General features: G+C 45.3%; 13 protein-coding genes. All 13 read right to left on the bottom strand.

Translation table 11 applies throughout. The features are described 5' to 3' along the window. Window positions 1–2: 2 nt before the first annotated feature. Window positions 3–290: a BMC domain-containing protein gene (locus ACKTT9_RS03365; RefSeq protein ID WP_127455654.1), complete on the bottom strand. Its 288-nt coding sequence runs from the start codon at window positions 288–290 to the stop codon at window positions 3–5. A 26-nt stretch (window positions 291–316) separates the two neighbouring features. Next, window positions 317–1825 carry an acetaldehyde dehydrogenase (acetylating) gene (locus tag ACKTT9_RS03360; protein ID WP_407870499.1) on the bottom strand — a complete coding sequence of 503 codons (1509 nt, stop codon included), beginning with the start codon at window positions 1823–1825 and terminating at the stop codon, window positions 317–319. Further along, window positions 1822–2340, bottom strand: coding sequence for a BMC domain-containing protein (locus ACKTT9_RS03355; protein ID WP_407870498.1), 519 nt, complete (start codon window positions 2338–2340; stop codon window positions 1822–1824). The genes ACKTT9_RS03360 and ACKTT9_RS03355 overlap by 4 nt, the downstream gene beginning before the upstream one ends. Window positions 2341–2356: 16 nt before the next feature. After that, window positions 2357–3022, bottom strand: a complete 666-nt coding sequence (gene eutL, locus ACKTT9_RS03350) for an ethanolamine utilization microcompartment protein EutL (RefSeq protein ID WP_407872952.1) — start codon at window positions 3020–3022, stop codon at window positions 2357–2359. A gap of 135 nt (window positions 3023–3157) precedes the next feature. Continuing rightward, a complete protein-coding gene (locus ACKTT9_RS03345; RefSeq protein WP_407870497.1) occupies window positions 3158–7333 on the bottom strand; it encodes an S-layer homology domain-containing protein in 4176 nt (1391 codons plus the stop codon). Window positions 7334–7419: 86 nt separating this feature from the next. Beyond that, window positions 7420–8859, bottom strand: a complete 1440-nt coding sequence (locus tag ACKTT9_RS03340) for an O-antigen ligase family protein (RefSeq protein ID WP_407870496.1) — start codon at window positions 8857–8859, stop codon at window positions 7420–7422. A 246-nt stretch (window positions 8860–9105) separates the two neighbouring features. Then, entirely contained in the window at window positions 9106–9486 is a 381-nt protein-coding gene (locus ACKTT9_RS03335) for an iron chaperone (protein ID WP_407870495.1), read from the bottom strand. A gap of 24 nt (window positions 9487–9510) precedes the next feature. Then, window positions 9511–10608: a Ger(x)C family spore germination protein gene (locus ACKTT9_RS03330; RefSeq protein ID WP_407870494.1), complete on the bottom strand. Its 1098-nt coding sequence runs from the start codon at window positions 10606–10608 to the stop codon at window positions 9511–9513. Continuing rightward, complete coding sequence (locus ACKTT9_RS03325; protein WP_407870493.1) at window positions 10605–11711, bottom strand: GerAB/ArcD/ProY family transporter; 1107 nt, start codon at window positions 11709–11711, stop codon at window positions 10605–10607. The genes ACKTT9_RS03330 and ACKTT9_RS03325 overlap by 4 nt, the downstream gene beginning before the upstream one ends. A gap of 28 nt (window positions 11712–11739) precedes the next feature. After that, window positions 11740–13065 carry a spore germination protein gene (locus tag ACKTT9_RS03320; protein WP_407872951.1) on the bottom strand — a complete coding sequence of 442 codons (1326 nt, stop codon included), beginning with the start codon at window positions 13063–13065 and terminating at the stop codon, window positions 11740–11742. A gap of 173 nt (window positions 13066–13238) precedes the next feature. Beyond that, entirely contained in the window at window positions 13239–14108 is an 870-nt protein-coding gene (locus tag ACKTT9_RS03315) for an NAD-dependent epimerase/dehydratase family protein (RefSeq protein ID WP_407870492.1), read from the bottom strand. Window positions 14109–14137: 29 nt separating this feature from the next. After that, window positions 14138–15109: an aldo/keto reductase gene (locus tag ACKTT9_RS03310; protein WP_407870491.1), complete on the bottom strand. Its 972-nt coding sequence runs from the start codon at window positions 15107–15109 to the stop codon at window positions 14138–14140. 158 nt (window positions 15110–15267) lie between these two features. Beyond that, the gene (locus ACKTT9_RS03305) at window positions 15268–17853 is read right to left on the bottom strand and encodes a metallophosphoesterase (RefSeq protein WP_407870490.1); all 2586 of its coding nucleotides are present in this window, start codon (window positions 17851–17853) and stop codon (window positions 15268–15270) included. Window position 17854: the final 1 nt, after the last annotated feature.

The raw sequence follows: 17854 nt of genomic DNA, 5'->3' as shown, positions 1-17854 counted from the left end.
TTTTACCCTTCAAGCTTAGGAAGAATGAACTCAATGTCGGAGTGCGGACGGGGGATCACATGCACCGAAACCAGCTCTCCTACCTTCTCCGCAGCTGCTGCGCCTGCATCTGTGGCTGCTTTGACGGCACCGACATCTCCCCTGACCATCACTGTCACTAGCCCGCCGCCGACATGCACTTTCCCGACCAGCCTGACATTCGCCGCCTTCACCATCGCATCCGCCGCTTCAATTGAACCTACCAAGCCTTTCGTTTCCACTAAACCTAATGCGGCCAATTCACCTGCCATTGCGATCTCCTCCTTGGATGATGGGATTAAGATAATTGCATATCCGTAAGGACCTTTCTGATAATCTGAGCAACTTCCTCACGCGTAATGCCGAGCTGATTCGTCTTGATTAGTCCGTCCGCCACTTGGCTGGCGATTTGACTAGAGTCGTCGGAATTCGTCGCCACAGGCTCCTCAGGCAGAGACATTTCCTTAATGCCGAAGGCAACCCGCTTGATGTTCAGCAAATGCTGCGGCCCAATGTTGTCCGAGGTGATGTTATTGCCAAACGTCCCGCAGCCCAGTGTCATGGAGGGAAAGATTCCTGTCGTAGCACCGATACCACCGAACGTTGTTCCAGTGTTAACGACAATGCGCGATGCCGGCTTTTCCAACCCGAAAGCTTCAATAATCGCTGGGTCCTCAGCGTGAATGCCGAGCGTATGACCTAAGCCACCGAGCGTTAACAGCTGTATGCACTTTTGACAGCCTTCCTGCCAGTCGTTCACCGTATATAAGGCAAGCACAGGACAAAGCTTCTCCATGGAAAAAGGGTAATCGTGCCCAACTTCCGTCTCTTCTGCGATTAACATCTGCGCGCTATCCGGGACATCGATGCCGGCTTTGCCCGCTATGGCCTGTGGTGATTGGCCAACAATTTGCGGATTCATCCCTTTGGTGGTCATCAGGATAGAGGCAATTTTCTGCTTTTCGTGCTTATTGAGGAAATAGGCGTTTCGACGTTGTAATTCTTGGATGAGGTACGGCTTAATGGCTTGATCCACAACAAGCGCTTGCTCAGAAGCGCAGATCGTGCCGTAGTCAAACGTTTTACTATGTAAAATGTGGTTCACCGCGCTTGGGATGTTCGCACTCCGGTGGATGTACACCGGCACATTGCCGGGCCCGACACCATAGGCGGGTTTGCCGGAGCTGTAGGCGGCCTTCACCATGGCGGTTCCACCTGTCGCCAAGATGAGATCCGTCAGCTTATGCCGCATCAGCTCCCCGCTCGCCTCCAAAGTGGGATGCGAGAGGCAATGAATGAGTCCCGGCGGAGCTCCCGCGCGCTCTGCTGCATTCCGCATGACGGCGGCTGACTCTTGCGAGCAGCGAAGCGCCGATGGATGCGGAGAGATGACGATCGCGTTGCGTGCTTTCAGCGCGATCAGGCATTTGAACAGCACCGTCGAAGTCGGGTTTGTTGAGGGAATGATGGCGGCAATGGTGCCGACAGGTTGGGCGATTTCCCAGACCTGCCTTGTGTTGTCCTTGCGGATGATACCCACCGTTTGCATGTCCTTTATCGCTGCATTGATGTCCCTCGCGACGAACAGATTCTTCGCCTTTTTATCGGCGACTTTCCCAAAGCCGGTCTCGTTGACGGCCATAGCGCCAAGCCGCTCAGCCTGCTGCTCCGCCGCTTCGGCCATGGCGGATACGATCGCATCGATTTGTGGCTGCGTCATTTTTTCCAGGAGCTTCTGAGCGGCCTTGGCCTCTTGCAGGTAATTGCGAACCTCCTGGATCGCTTGCAAATCGCTGTCCAGCTTCATGTCGGCCGCTCTCCTTCTTCAGCGGACAGCTCCGTGAAAAGCCGGACTAGCTCCGCTTTGCTAACCAGCTGAATATCTCGTCCGGCCAGCGGGAATTTTGGCATGCTTTGGGCGAGCTCTCTGAGCTGGGCGACGGTCATTTTGCTCCAGTTCGGTGCAGTTGCAGGAGGCTCCTCATGCTCTTTTGGCTTGGGTGCTTCTAGTTGTTCAGGGACTTTGGGCTGCTCCCGCTCTTGGACACTCTGCAGCATCAAGTAGACCGAAGGATCCGGACGCGGGATCACCTGTGTGCCGAGCAGCTTGCCGACCCGCTTCGCCTCATCTGCCCCCGCATCTACAGCTGCTTTGACTGCTGCCACATCGCCCCAGATATAAACCGTTACGATGCCGGCATCCACCTTCTCATACATCGTGACCTTTACATCCGCCGTTTTTGCTGCAGCGTCTGCTGCGGCAATTAATGCCGGCAAGCCGTAGGTTTCGATCATGCCCAAGGCTAGCTTTTGTTCAATCATAACGGACACCTGCCTCTTACTGGCCTATTTTCTTCGGTTCTCTAGCGATGCTACGGACAGCCTCCGCAAATGCTTCGGCCGCTGCCATACAGGCCGATTGACTGCCTGTCAGCAATCCGCCCGCAAAATTCGTCTCCGTCGGCGGGCCATAGAATTTGCACAAGCGCACATCGGCGGCTTTGAGTGCGGCATCCATGGCGTAGACGGCTTCCAACGGAGGAGCAATTAAGTAAGCAAGCGGCTCGCCTTCCCGAATCTCCGCCTCTTTGGAGAGATACGAGCCTGTGCGGGATACTACATGCGCATAGTACGCGTGGGTTGCGTCGGCATTCAGCGCGTAGAAGCAGGCGCCGCTCTCCATCACTTGTATGGCGGCATCCAGCCCGCTACGTACTTCGTCCGGCGAGGTGCCGCCAATGATGCCGATGAATTCACCGGACAGCGGCCCCGAGGCGTGCCCTGATCCGGCATAGAACGAGCGGGCATACACCACCTCTACCGCTGCGTTCTTCGTTGCTTCATCGATGGCGGTGTAACCTACATCGTCGATGGATGAAGTCAGCAGGCCGAGGCTGCGGATACCCGGCTTCAGCTCCAGCTTCTGCGCGAGCCCGGCGTCGACGTTCGGGATGATCCGGACGGCGAGCGGTACGGCGCGTATCGGTTTCTCGTTAGGGGGCACTCCCTTCACCTCTCCACCTCGAATGGAAGCAAAAAGGTGCCCCGGTTCGGAGAACGCTCGACGTTCTTGGACCTGAGGCACCTTTGCCTGTTTTATGCTTTTGTTAATGGATATGCGGTGAGTGAGACAAATATGTTAATTCTTTGGCCAAGCTGCGTTCTGAAGCAGTTTATTAATCAATAGAGCGGTTTGACCGCGCGTCGTCTTGGCATCCTTTTCAAAAGAGAACCCATTACCTGCATTCAAAACATTTCTTTTCATCGCCATAGCAGCAGCATCGATTGCCCACTCATCTACTGGCCAGGATAATTCACTCAAACGCTGTGCATATCGTGCACGCTCTGAATCATCCAACTTTATTGCCTTATTAATGAATTTCAAAGCATTACTAATCATCGTGACGGCTTCTTGATGCGTAATATTTTGCGTTGGACGGAAGGTTCCATCTTCATACCCACTAATAAGATCCGAACTTACAGCTGTATAGACAGCTTGACTGTACCAATCCGCCTCATTAACATCTGAAAATCCTTTATACGTGCTACTTACTGGTTTTAAGCCCAAGCCTCTAACTAAAAGTGTCGCAAACTCCGCACGAGTTACGTTCTCATCAGCACGGAAAGAACCATCTTCAAATCCTTGAATCACGTTGCTAGCCGCTAAAGACTCAATGTCATCTTTGGCAAAATAGTCCTCTTTTACATCGGCAAATTGCTTTTGCGATTTAAACACCGTATAGATGGAGTTCCCTTTTCTCCAAAGTGTTGCATATGCAGGTTTGTCATCTTTATCCCAAGTTATGGTCAATGGGACAGAAATCAACGTTTTGGATTGGGGATCCCATACGGCTCCGTTTAACTTTTCACCTGGATTTAACTTGAAATCTTTAGGTAAAAGAACATGATGCCCAACATATTCAGAAAACGAATCGATGGTCGCAACGGTGCTATTGCTATCGTTAATAAGTGAAAGTTCATAAGATAGGGCCTTACCTACACTCTCTCCTCCATTTAAAGCAATCATTTTCTCCAGATCCTGTTGGTCAGCCGTCGAGAGCTTTTCAATACTAACCCTAAGACTCATCCAATCCTTTCCACCATTTGCTTCCAATGCATCTTGTAGAACGTCAAAAGGGATTCTCGCTGTTCCTATGGTCGTATTAAAAACTAAAACAGGATCTTCTAACTTACTTTTAATCTCATCAATTAAACCAGCATTGAGCTTGAAGTCGTAGCCATCAGCAGTAGTCTTTAAGTCGATTAGAATTTCATTTTTGCTAGCTTTAGCTTGTTCTTCTACTAGCTTTTTTAATTGTTCAGGACTGATACTCGATGATACGCGAATCGCACCATTTTGATTGACGATATCCCATTTGAAGAGTTCTGCAGGGCCCACTGGGCCGCCACCACCACCGCCTCCTCCAACGGCACCGCCTATCGTTGGCTCTTTATCGTAGGATTTAAGTACCTTTAGACTCCGAATTCCACCGTTACGTTGAAGAGCAAAATACAAACTCCCCTCTTCTTTCCCTAACTGCGGCACACTAAATGATATCGAAGAAGCATTGCCTTCCACAGAACCAACTAAGAAAGCATTTGATGAATTGACATCACGGTATATACTAACAGCATCATAAGCCTGCAACCCTGTAATTGTAATCGTATCCGCAAAGTCTGACTTATTGTTGGTTATGCTAATCTGACTTGGCAATAAAGGTGGGCTGTAGATTCGGTCATTTAAATCAATTGTTTTCGGCACACTCTCACCAGTAGCTGTAATTCCATAAACAGCGAGCTTGGTTGCACCGTTCGGTATTTTAGTGTTCATAGGGATACTCGTTTGGTACAGTGCCACATTATTTTTAGATAAGCTAATAATAGGCTTAATCTTTTGCAATTGATCATTAACAAAATAAATATCATAACGTAGAATTGATGAATTTACTGCACTATAATCAGCGTTAAAGTATATGTATCCGCCTATTTCTCCTAGTTCACCATCTAAATCCCAATTCATGATCTGCGTTATCCCAGGCAACTGCTGGTCAACAGGCGAGGAACTAGTCGCTTCTCCCAGAATATTGTCTGAGATAGAATAATTCCCGACTGGCAAATAGATACCGTCTGCGTTCACAGCCCTGAGTGCAATAACTTTGGCCTCAACTGGAATTTGATCTTCGCGTATAGATACACTATACTGCTGCTGCCCTTTTCCAATTTGTGCAAAGCTGTTGCCAATGGGTTCGAAATCTTTTCCAAGGAACTGTACCACATAACCTACGATAGTAGTTTCATTTAGCATCGGTGTCCAGTTCAAGGTTCCGTTTATGTGATTTGCACGATTATCAGTATCTTCGAAATAATCATTCCCCATTGTCCCTGCAATTTTATCCCAGAATCTATAATAATAGCCCTGTGTACTTTCTCCTTGAGCATTCTTTCCAAAAATGCCTATTTTCTGAGCACCCTCTGGCATCACAAAACCATTCGGCAATGTAATTTCATAGCTGGGCAGATCTAGATTTTGATAAGGACGTTTAAAGTTATTTCGCTGTATCTCCGCAATAGGCTTCAACTTCGTGTTATTTGCATCTACAAAATAAAGGCTGTAAGAAGTAGCAGGAGAAGGGCTCGTTGATGCATCATACCAAGTAATGTGTCCACCCAAGCTCCACAATCTTGTATCTTGATCATCAAACTGCATAGCCTGAGCGACCGGTGCCGGGATTGCAGGATTACCTCCTGTTAGGACTGGGCTATTCGATGTGTTATCAAAAATTTGCATACGATACATTTCTGAAACCTTATGACCAGCTAAATCTTTTGGAGTTAGATCAACATATACAGCACCGAGCGGCAATGAACTATTTGGAATATCCAAATAATTAAATCCACCACCTGTTGTTACCTGCTTAGGAACGTTTATCGTTTGACCTATCGCTGAACCATTTGTATCAGAAAAGGTTAGTTCATATCCAGAATAGAGGGCTTCCGAAGATGTCATCCAAGATACTTTTGGATGAATTTGACCACGAGTTAGGTCTTGATCTTCCATGAAATATTGAAAGAATCCACTACCTCCACTTCCACCTGGACTGACAGCTATAACAGTAATAAAATAAGGACGATTTTCTCCATTATGTTTTATTATTAATGATGCTGAACCTGGATTAAGGGCTTTAATTTTTTTAGTTGTGCTATCCAAAGAAATTGCTTTATTGTTCACATCAGAAAACGTTAACGAAGTAATCTCATAATCCGTAACATCCTCAATCGTTCCATCATCGAATTGATTGAACACTTTAAAATCTTTCTCTTGCCCCACAGACAATGTTTCCGGGCTAATCTTTAACTGTGGAGTACCCTTTAGTTGTATATTATCAAAGTAAGCAGCACTATGACCCTCAAACTCATAATATGCTTTTCCTTGATTTACGAATTCGACTTTTACGATACCCGTTATCAGACTAAAAGAATAAGTTCCTGGTGCAGGAAGTTTTATTTCATCACTGTTACTCAATGAAGATAAGCTCAATTCATATATATGATCCTTAACTAGTGAAGTTGATGTTTCTAGTGTTATAACACTGTTAAAATAACTGTTAGGATATTGTTGTAGTGTTTCATATCCAGTTAACCTATTAAGACCGGTTAAAGTCATATTAGACCCTGCGGTAACATCTTTTAATACAAAGTCCGAAAGAGCAAGATGACCGAAATCTATCGCAGGTAGGTTATTTACCGATGGCAACGAGAGCTGTATGGCATTCGAATCATCGCTAGCAGGTATGAAACCCACAAGCTGATTATTCCGTGGTATGTATGTGTTAGCATTTACTTTAGATAAATATGGCTTTCCTAATATACGGTATAAACCAAGTTTTGTATTGTCCCCAAAATATCGAACATTTCCATATGAATCTATTTCTTTGGTGAACTCCTGCGTGGATTGACCATCTGAAGCTACGATTCTGCTAGGTGCCGTGTTAGCTGTATATTCAATTGAGTTGAAATTAACATTTTTCAGCTTAACATTTGCATTATCATAACCATAATAAGTGCTATCATGAAATGATAATTTATCCTTATTATGATCATAAGTAATGGTTGTTACCGATCCATTATTCGTTATGTCTACGGACACCTTCGTAGGATCTTTCACATAAACGTAGCCTCTTAATCTCCCATCTTCCGGTGAATACATAAAAAAGCCAGAAAAAGCAAACGAAACTGTAGGCAAAATAATCTGAATGATAAATACGACAATCAAAGATAAACCAATTTTTTGGAGAATATGTTTCCAATAACTCATGAATCCAAGCCACCTCTTCGAAATAATGGAATAATTAAACAAAAATGATTATACCATAAATGATATAATCATCTTATAAATCCACTTTATTCCTTCATTAAATTTTCATAAAGATCCTCGTTTAACTGTTGATATAACTTCTCATGAGGAAGTCGATGCACCGCTTGTTCAACTTGTTTCTTACCCTCCAAATAATCATTACGATTTCCTGACTTGTTTCCAAGTAAAACATACACTTTCGCCATGTCATAATAAGTTGATGCAGCCCAAGGCATCAATTTCTGCGCTATCGAATAATCTTGAATCGCCGATTGCATATTTCCAATTGTAACGTTACTCTGACCTCTCATCTGAAAGTATTTCCCTACCTCCATCCAACTTGTGAAAAACAACATGACTACCAGACAAATAGATAGAATTGCCTTTACAGACTTACTTGGATTGATTAGTCGTGTGGCCATATCTGGACTCTGTACCATAATGTACTCAACAAACATAAGGAAAAGAGCGAGGATGAAAAGAAAACTAAAATCAAAATCAAATCCGGCATGAAGGAGTAAAACAGTGCTCGCTAGCACAACTCCTTTTATCCATACTAGTGAAGAGTTTTCCGCTACTGTTTTCAATGATTTATACAGAGCAAAGCTACGATAATATAGGATTATGGCAATTAATATAAACAACAAAGATCCGAATACACCTATATCTAGTGCCAATTGTAAATAATGATTATGTACAAACCGAACAAAATACCCTTCTGATTGGTAAAAGGATTGCCATACACTCCATCCTCCACCACCTGTTCCAAGCCAAAAATAATCGGTAATCATGGGTAAACTATCTTTCCAGTACATAAGCCTCATCTGAAATTCAGAGGTTTCTGGCTGGATCGTTTTGAGCCTTGACCAAAAAAAGAACATATCCCATTTTAATAAAGCAGCAATTATAAAACTAAAAACATGAATAGACATTATTCTTAGCCACATGTTTCTCTTCCGAAATTCTTGAAATAGTGCCAATGCAGCAACTGATACAATCCACAGCACCCATACCGACCTGGAGAATGTAAGTAGAAGTCCTGTCGCTTGAATAATCATCAATATGAAGTCAATCTTACTGGCTTTTTTCATGTAAAAGAAGATACTCATTAACAGAGAAACCAATAAGAAAATAGCTAATGCGTTCGCATAACCTATTGTTGATTCTAGTCGTTGCTGCCTCTCCAACTGAAAGATGACTCCAATAACAACGAGGAATGCTCCCATGTAAGGAATCCATCTGAAAATCTTCATCATTTGTTCTTTGGATAGGGCAGAAAAAAGAATCGCAAATGGGAGTATGGTGGTTATTTTGATAGCCTCTAAAATGGCATTTTCCACGTCTGCCGCGATAAACACACTAATCCAGTAAAGTAAAACGATTAAAAATAAACATAGATGCACCAGATGTAGACGCATCTGCTTAGTTGTAAGACTGTAGATTAGAAATGAAGCTACTAGGATGATATTGGCGAATAAATAATTCAATTCGTATAAATAACCTTGTTTTAGGAGACCAAGTCCCAAAAAGAGTAAAATGACGATATAGATAAATTTCTGGATAGTGTTGTCCTCCGTTTAAATCTAGTAGTTCTTGTCCTTGGGAGAAGAATCGTTGTGGATAACTCCTTTTTCAATGACGAAATTGGTGACGGTCTCATGAATCACTTCCATGGGAAATACCGCCCAACACACATTTATGTGTGAGTAGACGGTAAGTGGGAGAAAAAACATTCACTTCTTTTTCTTACTCTTCGCCTTCTCCATATTCCGAGCAACCCTATACTTCACGATCCGGCTGATCAATTCATAAGGTATCGGTTTCCCAAGTGGAAATTGCAGAGTTCCTTTTGATGCGTGATATTCTGCGACCTCATCTTGGAATTGGATGATTCCGTCCGGTGCCGGATAAAATCCGATGTGATTTTTAAAAGCTGCAAAATGCACTAAATTCCCATGCTGCTCAAAGGTAGGCATCGCGTAACTGATTTTTTCCTTGGCATCCGGGGCGGATTCCTTAATGACTTCTCGCAGCTTTTGCAGAATCTCCTGAATCTCCGGCGAAAAGGCGGAGATGTACTCATCGATGGATGTGTATGTGATTTTCCCTTGCATGGCTTTCCCTCCCAAGTTTTCTGGCTACTTCGAGTCTATGAACTCCAATCCCGTGTTTCTCATATCAATATGAAAACTATAGCTGATTTCGGCAGACTTGAACATCTCGTTCCAATGATCATATTGGGATGGCTGCAGTCGACTCCGAAAGCGATTGCCGAAGCCAAAGACGTCTCCGCCTGCTCGCTGGGTCTTCTCGAACAATGATTTAGCATGACCGTTCAGGTCCGACTCCAACTCAGCAATGGTCTCTGATTCATTCAACTTTCGCTGACGGGAACTGTCGATTAAAACTGTGACCAGCGAACAATCAATGTTGATGATCGGTTTCCCACCCTCAAGTGACGTACCTATCCGGGTATGGTTATGTACAATCCTAATATCCGATCTACTCATCAGTTCAACTTCTGAATCATGAAACCGGCGCGTGAAAATTTCATACAAAAGCGATTCATCCTTGTCTATTTCCCCAACCATCCTGCCGCTGACAAAAATCGCATTGCCGCCAAAGCTGAACGAATTTTTCTCACCTTCGATCAATACCGGGATTAGATTAGCATGAAACGGGTTATAGAATTTGGCATAGACCTCCCACAGCTTCGTTACATTTTTTCTAGGGATACCACCGGCATAAGGCTCGAAAAATAGCTTGGTATAAATACCAGAGAGTTCCCCGGTCGGATTGGGGCTGCTAAAAATCCGTTCCATATTGCCCCTGACCACGGCAACTACAGCATCTAAGGGGACGGAACGCTCTCTAATTGCAAATTCTAAAAAAGGGGTGAGACCCGTCTTGGCCAACGGCTCATCTAGCAGCAATGCTCGTGTTGAGGAAGTTTCCAATGCTTTGGGAAGTTTGTATCTTAATTTGTTCATCGCATCGGGGACGGTGAACCCTTTCTGACTCATCGTAAAGAAATCTTTTTTCGACGTTTCTTGTCCGGCCCTGGGAAGAGGGAATCGAAACCATACTCGGAGACCCGTCTCCGGCGCTTTCTCCAACCCTATCACACCGACCATGAGCCGATTATCAATGTCTTTGGAATCCCAGCATCCGGATCCGATCGTCATCGTCAGGAAGCATACAATGGCTAACTTCCATATCGGGTGTTTTCGCCTCATAGTTCATTACCCTTTCCTGCCCGATTTCGAGCAAAAAACAGGACAGCCATACCGAGCAAAGGAAAAGCAAACATGATATACAGACGGATGCCAATCGTAACTATGACAATATGCTCGACCTCTCTCCAAGAAGTCAGTAACGTGGCCGCCGTATAAACGAAAATAAAAATAATGACGTAAATCAGGCCATTGTGCGCTCTAGGTATCAATGTTTTGAGCGTTTCTCCCAAGGCGTGCAGCTGCAGCGCCATGGTGATCAGAACATAGAGCATAGTCACGGAAACAAAAATGGCGGTCATACTCTCAAATACGATCCAGTAATGATAGATCGAATCCATTTTGGATATGAAAGGAAAGGTCAAGCGTTGGCTTAAATCCCTTCCAAAGGTCATAACCGGCAAATAAACATAGCCTGCAATCAAAGGAAGCGCACAAAGGAGGGCAACACCGTAGCTTCTCCAGGCGCACCTTGCGGACTGCATCTTATATGATCCGATCAGTGAGGTAAACGTAAACCCCATCCACACAAACGATCCGGCATAAAAGTGCTTGTTGCGGAGAAAATCGCCGTTCGTCCGAAGCCAAGGTGTACCTAAAGTCCACTCAATATCACTAAAACCTAGAATTAGCAGCGCCACTGTGCAGATAAACGCCAAAAGAAAGAAGACCCTCGCGGCCCTCACAATTGGCATCATTCCGGCCAAGGCAAGTGCAGCAGGAGCAAGGAGCATTCCGTTCAAAAATGATATTGGCGTGGTGGGCAGCATCGTCATCGTAACAATTTCCGAATAGGCTCTCAACATCACGACGAGTGTTCCGAACAGAAATAGTAATACGGGTAGACAAAGAATGATCGTCCAAACGCTACCAAGCGAAGATCGTATGACAGCTATCAACTTGTTATCTTCCAGCCTGGCCAGCATTCTGCTGTAAAGCCAAGAGCTGAGCAGAGCGCCCGCGACCCAGATAGCTATCGGGATCCAATAGCTTCCTGACGTACTGCGAATCAGAAAGCTCGGATAGATGAAACCGGCCGCGGCACCTGAGAACAGCATTTGAATCACAAACATTTCATAGCCAGTTATGCCGGAAGAAGTTTTCATTACAAAGGCTCCTTTCTTGAAATACGGGCTAGGACGATCCCAACCTTTTCTTCTTGTGCCATAAGGGCGTGAGGTAAGGAGTTCCGAATGATTCAAGACAGCTTAGATAGATCACTAAGCACACTAAGCAGAACACGATACCTAGGAGGCCAGCGATCGTGGCGCCAATCACGACAAAATACTTCAGGACTCGCTGTACTAGTCCCATTTGATAATCAATAACGATAAAATTAGTGATGGCCGTAGCTGCCACAACGATGACTAACAGATGGCTGACGATATTAGCCTGGATGATCGCTTGACCTAGGACAACACCGCCGACCATCGTAACCGTCGAACTTATCGTCTTGGGCAAACGCAACCCCGCCTCTGTTATGAAATCTGTCGTTATAAGCATCAGGAGTGTCTCCACAAAAACAGGATAAGGGACGCCCTCCCTACTCGCTGCCGCGGCGAGACTAATCTCCAGGCGGTTCACATCAACATTGACAGATGTTAGTGCCACATACATAGCGGGAAGAAACAAATTAATAAACATAGCCAGAACGCGCAGCGTATGCAGAAAAGAGGTAACGTGCGGATTGACATATTTATCCTCCGGTGAACGCCAAAAATCTGTGTAAACAGAAGGCACAATTAAGGCGAACGGAGAACCATCTATCATGATGATCACCTTGCCTGCCAGCAGAGATTCCGATACACGATCAGGTCTTTCCGTGGAAACGGCCAAGGGGAACAACAACATTCTTTTTCTGGCCATTAGCAGTCGCAGTAGTTGTGCGCTGTCCTGAATGCCATCCGTTTGAATCTGCTCCAGCTTTTCTTTTAGCTGTGACAACAGATCGGGATCGACGGCATCACTATATGAAAACAGAGCGACTCGGGTGTGGCTGGCCGTGCCGACAATCGTTTCCCACAATTTTAATTGGGACGAACGAATTTGCTGTCTAATTAATGCCGTATTGACGTCGAGACTTTCGTTGAAAGCGTTCATAGGGCCTTGAAGAACATTTTCAGTTACCGGCGACCCTACCGATCTTTGCTGGCTTTCTGATAAATTCAGTATCATTCCGGAAGACGATCTTGCTTTACAGATAACGGCTGAGCCGTGGCAGATCGCTTGCACGCAATTTTCGAACGTCCCTTCCCTAAGTCCAGTCCCCCTGTAACGCTCTAGCCTCGCAGACAAATCTCCGGTTATATCAGTATCGAGCAGAAGATCCAACCTCTGTGCGGAGCATAAGGATGAGATAAAACATAAATACAATTCGGCCGCATTCTCCATCCCGATCAATATCGTCGCATAGTCGGCAGAATCCGCAAAAGCTTCTTTTAAGCGTTCGAATAAAGGCAGAGTATCTTCTTGTTCATTTAAACCATAGACGGAAGTAAGAATATCAGACGTGATTATGACCCCCCGGCAAGTATAAATATGGAAAATTCAGTATTATTTTGTCCAAGTCCTGCAATATCATGTCTGAAATACAAAAAAAGCGATCAATCCCAAAGGATTGACCGCTCTTCTCCTTACTGCTCCATCAGTTTAATTTGTGGTTCCCAGCCCAATAATCTTTTCGCTTTCGCGTTGGAAATGAGAGATGTTCTTCCCTCTAACGAGGAACGAATTTCTTTTACACCAGGCAGGTACTTCGCCACTAAATCCAGCGTTGGCCGATTCGACGAGCTATCATCTGCTGCAATGATAAGCGCCTCTGCGCCAAGCCCATCGACCTCAATAGCTTTAAGACAAGCAGAAGCTACGTCCCTTGCATCGATGTAGGACCACAGGATGCGCAAACGCGCGTCCGTATTATCGAAATTAGCTTTCAGCTGCTCATAACTCTCGGGCACCAGAATGTTGCCTAAGCGGAAACTGACCACCTGCATACCGGTACGTCGATTGAACGCCTGAGCGGTCACTTCGTTCACCACTTTGGACAAGCCATAGCTGTCCTCCGGCAACTGTGGGTGATCTTCATCGATGGGTAGATAATTAGGCTCGAAAAATTCACTGGCAAAACAAATGCCATACGAAGACTCACTCGACGCAAGCACGACTTTCTTGACTCCCAAGTTGGCCGCCGCCTCCAAAATATTGTAGGTGCTCATCACATTATTACGGAAACATACCTCATTCGTATGTGTATAGGCTTGAGGAATAGCGGCAAAATGCACAATACCCTCGACCTCTTTCCGATTGCCAGTACTGAATTGCGATATCGCATTATGTACTTGACCCAAATCATTAAGATCAGTAATAATCGTCCGGCAAATCGGTTCCGCTGGAGCTTTCACGTCCAAATTAATGACATCATAATTATTTTCCACAAAATGTTTTAAAATCCACTGGCCCGCTTTACCGCTGCCGCCAGTTACAATGATCCTCTTTTTGTCCATGGACCCTAAATCCTCCTCGTTATGTCTAATCAACCTCTATAGAAATCCCGAATCCAACGATGCGCTTTCAGCTTTTCCACTTGTTCCTTGGTCAGTCCTTGTCCGTCACCAACACGCATATTTGCTTCCACGTTGCGCACAGAGCGCATACCCGGAATGACCGTTGAGACAGCAGGATGGCTTAACACGTACCGAAGTGCGATTTCCGGCATTTGCTCAACAGAAATATCCAAATCAGCTGTAATCTTCTGAACGCGATCATACACCTGCTGCTTGCGATCACCTCGGAAATAGTTGTTACGGAAATCGCCTTCGCTAAACGTCGTGTCAGGTGTAATACGGCCCGTGAGACCGCCTTCATCCAGCGAAACTCTGACAATAACGCCTACATTGTGCGCTGCACAGGCAGGAAGCAGTTGATCCTCAGGACTTTGATCGAAAATGTTATAAATCACCTGCACCGTATCCACGAGCCCCGTTTCAATCAGCTTGAGCGCATTATTCGGTTGGTGATCGTTAATTGATATGCCGAAGTGTTGGATTTTGCCCTGCTCTTTCAGCTTGCGGACCCCTTCCAGCCAGTCTCCCTGTCCCACCCACTCGTCCGACCAGACGTGGAACTGCTGCACATCAATCGTCTCTAGACCTAGATTGCGCAGGCTTTGCTCTGTACTTGCTATGACATGCTCCGCTGTAAAAGTCTCCTCCACGGGTACGCCATCGCGTGCCGGCCATTGTCTGTTTTTCGGAGGGATTTTGGTCGCTACATAAATCCGCTTATTATGAGCTTTCACCACTTGCCCGACAAGTCGTTCACTGTGACCATCGCCATAACCCAAAGCCGTATCAATAAAGTTCAACCCCAGCTCAATCGAGCGATTCAGCGCTTGAATGGATTCCTCGTCGGAAGCGCCGATCCAAGCCGTTTTACCAATTCCCCATGCGCCGTATCCGATTTCCGATATCTGCAGTCCTGTTTTTCCAAGAGTTCTAACGTTCATCTTCCGTCCTCCATCCACTCATTTACTTACACTTGTTATTATACAGGCAAAGGAAAAGCTGCATAAGAACTGAAAAAGTTGTCAGTTAGTTACTTTGGCGTAAGTGGGGGGGATCGAAAAATAAAAACCGCCAGTTTCACCCTGACGGTTTTATTTGGCTACAACCGAGGATCCATCTCCCTCTCCCCAGCAACCTCGAATAATAAATTCGCAACAACTTCCTTATACTTGTCATTCTCCGGTGTGATTTCATCGAACCTAATCAAGCGCATTCGTTCCCCTAGACGATATTCATTTATGGAGGTGCGAAGCTTTTGATTGATATTCTTTTGTTTCATCAGCTTCTTGTACTTGTGCGGAAAACGGTAGTCATAGCCGTAAATAATCGATAGGTAATCCTTATTTCGAACTTTCATATAAGGCGCCACATTGGCTTGGATGACTTCAGGCTTAATCACGACACCTTCCATATAGTTATCCACAGTTAGCCTAGAAAAGTAGCGCTCAGCCTTCTCATAGCAATCCGGATCAGCTAGATCCAACAGTAGATACTCATCCTCCGACAAAAAGCTGTATACCTCCGAAGTTTTCCAGTCCGGTAGGCACTCCTCACCATTTTCATAAACGATTTTCAGCAAAGCAAATGGTTTGTAGGCAAGCTCACCGTCTTCCGCATAAATCTCAAGCTGCCTTTTGTAGGTTTGGTATGCTTGAACATGTTGCTCCAACGGAACATAAGCGTTCAGAATATCGTGGATATTCTTATAGTTTTGGTATAAGTGTGAGCCGTATTTGTCGCTGAGTGCGGTCTTAGGCATGTTGTACTGATCCTTCTCAAACCCGCTTGCCCGATAATCGGCCGTCAACTTGCCAAATGCTTGCTCAAACCCATTTTGCTGCAAAAATGCCAATTCACTCTCCAAAGCCTTCTCAATTGGCTTGAACTGCCTTTGAATCAATCCGTCGCCGATCGCTTTCCACGGCAGAAGCTCACCGTCCAGAATGAGCATTTCAATTTGATTCTCTTCCATATAGCCGCCGAACTTAAGCTGCAGCGCCTCATAGATTTCCGTCAAATCAATCTGGTTGATGCGATAACCATTACGGCTGACCGCAAAACACTCGTCTATCTCCTTATTTAAGTAAATATTACAGCGTGATCCCATGTATTTCGGTTGCAGAACAACCTTTGAAGCACCCCGCTCCGCAAAATAACCCAAGCCACGGCGCAAAGATTCCAGGTCCTGCGCAGCCTCATCCTTATCAGCCGGAGACATTGTCCCTGAGATGAAATTAACCTTATTCCTGGATACGTAATGCAGTCTGCGAATCTCATCCTCACCCATATCTTGCAGCGACACCTTGCGCTCTTCATAAAACAAAGTTTGAAGTGCATCAGTCATCACGGTTTGCTCGGACTTCTGCGATTTCATGAACGGCTTGTATGAAATACTGACGGAAGTCAACATATGACCATGCGCGCTTCCTGTGTCGATATGAATTTTGTTTTTGATACGAAACGCATTTTTGGCGGCAACGTGCCCGAAAATGTGATAGGGATGATTCTTCACCGCTTCATCCCGGAGAAAAGTGAGCTGCTCCTCCAATGGCGCATTACGATCAATGCGATAATTACGCTGATGACGGACCGAATTCGCGTCCAGTTTGCCAATGTATTTGTTTTTACACGGGGCATGGGTCACATAGAAGGAGGGAGTATTCAGCCCATTCAATCGATAAAATGGCTTAGCAACCGCTACCAGTTCATTAAACTTCTCAAGCAGCTCCGCATCTTGCGATAGCACCTGTGTGGAATCGAAGTAGGTATGAAGCAGCTCTTGATCGACCCCGCCGATTTCTCCCTGCATGTACTTATATACAAAATTTTCATGATTCCCCATTACGAATAAGAAATGCTCCTGATTGTCATGCAAAAACTCGATGATTTCTCTCGTTTTCTTCCCCTTATCGATCCAGTCTCCCACAGAGATCACTTTCGTGTTCCGCACTTTATCTGTCACCACTAGCTTGTTGCCCTCGATTTGGTAACCGTAGCTCAGCAGCAGCGTTTTGAGTTCATCCACACATTCATGAATATCGCCAATGACAATATATTTCATATTTTGCGGAAGAATGGTGGAAAGGTACTCTTCTCGATCATCAATAATAACTTGGTAGGCAGAATTCGCTCTCCCCTCCGTCACGGAGTAAAAGTCCTTAAACCGGATCTTATGAATCTTGGCGTAGTCTTCTCTAGAGAGTGAACCTAAAACTTCTTTTCGCAACCGGTTAATGTGGTTTGTAATCAACTTTTTCGAGCGATCCGAGGCGTAGTAGTCCTCCCGCTTGCGATAATCAAACAAAATCACTTCCAAGTTATAGTTATTGGCTTGCGCAATCTCCCTAACCTTAGCACGGAAGTCTTCGGCCAGCCCCGTCGTATCCACAATCACGAATTCTGCGTTGACCGGGAATGAAGTCGCCATCTTCAGCTTTTCGAACAACAGATGAAACGCCTGATCGCTCGCCTCCAGCATCACCTGATCATATTTATCATAGTCATAGCCCAAAACCTCTTGGCGTAGGCTATCGGAAGATAGATATTGCACATTTGCTTTTACATTCCTAGACTCATCAGCGAATCTCAACCCAGGAATCAAAACTTCCTTCGCAAAAGTCGTTTTTCCGCACTCCGTCGAACCAATCAGCATGAAAATCGTATGAACTTTGGTTTGAATCTCCACC

It is taken from the genome of Paenibacillus sp. P36 (genome assembly GCF_045866505.1).
Lineage (GTDB): Bacteria > Bacillota > Bacilli > Paenibacillales > NBRC-103111 > Paenibacillus_E > Paenibacillus_E chondroitinus.
The sequence above is the reverse complement of the archived record's forward strand: the minus strand, read 5'-3'. Positions and strand labels throughout refer to the sequence as shown.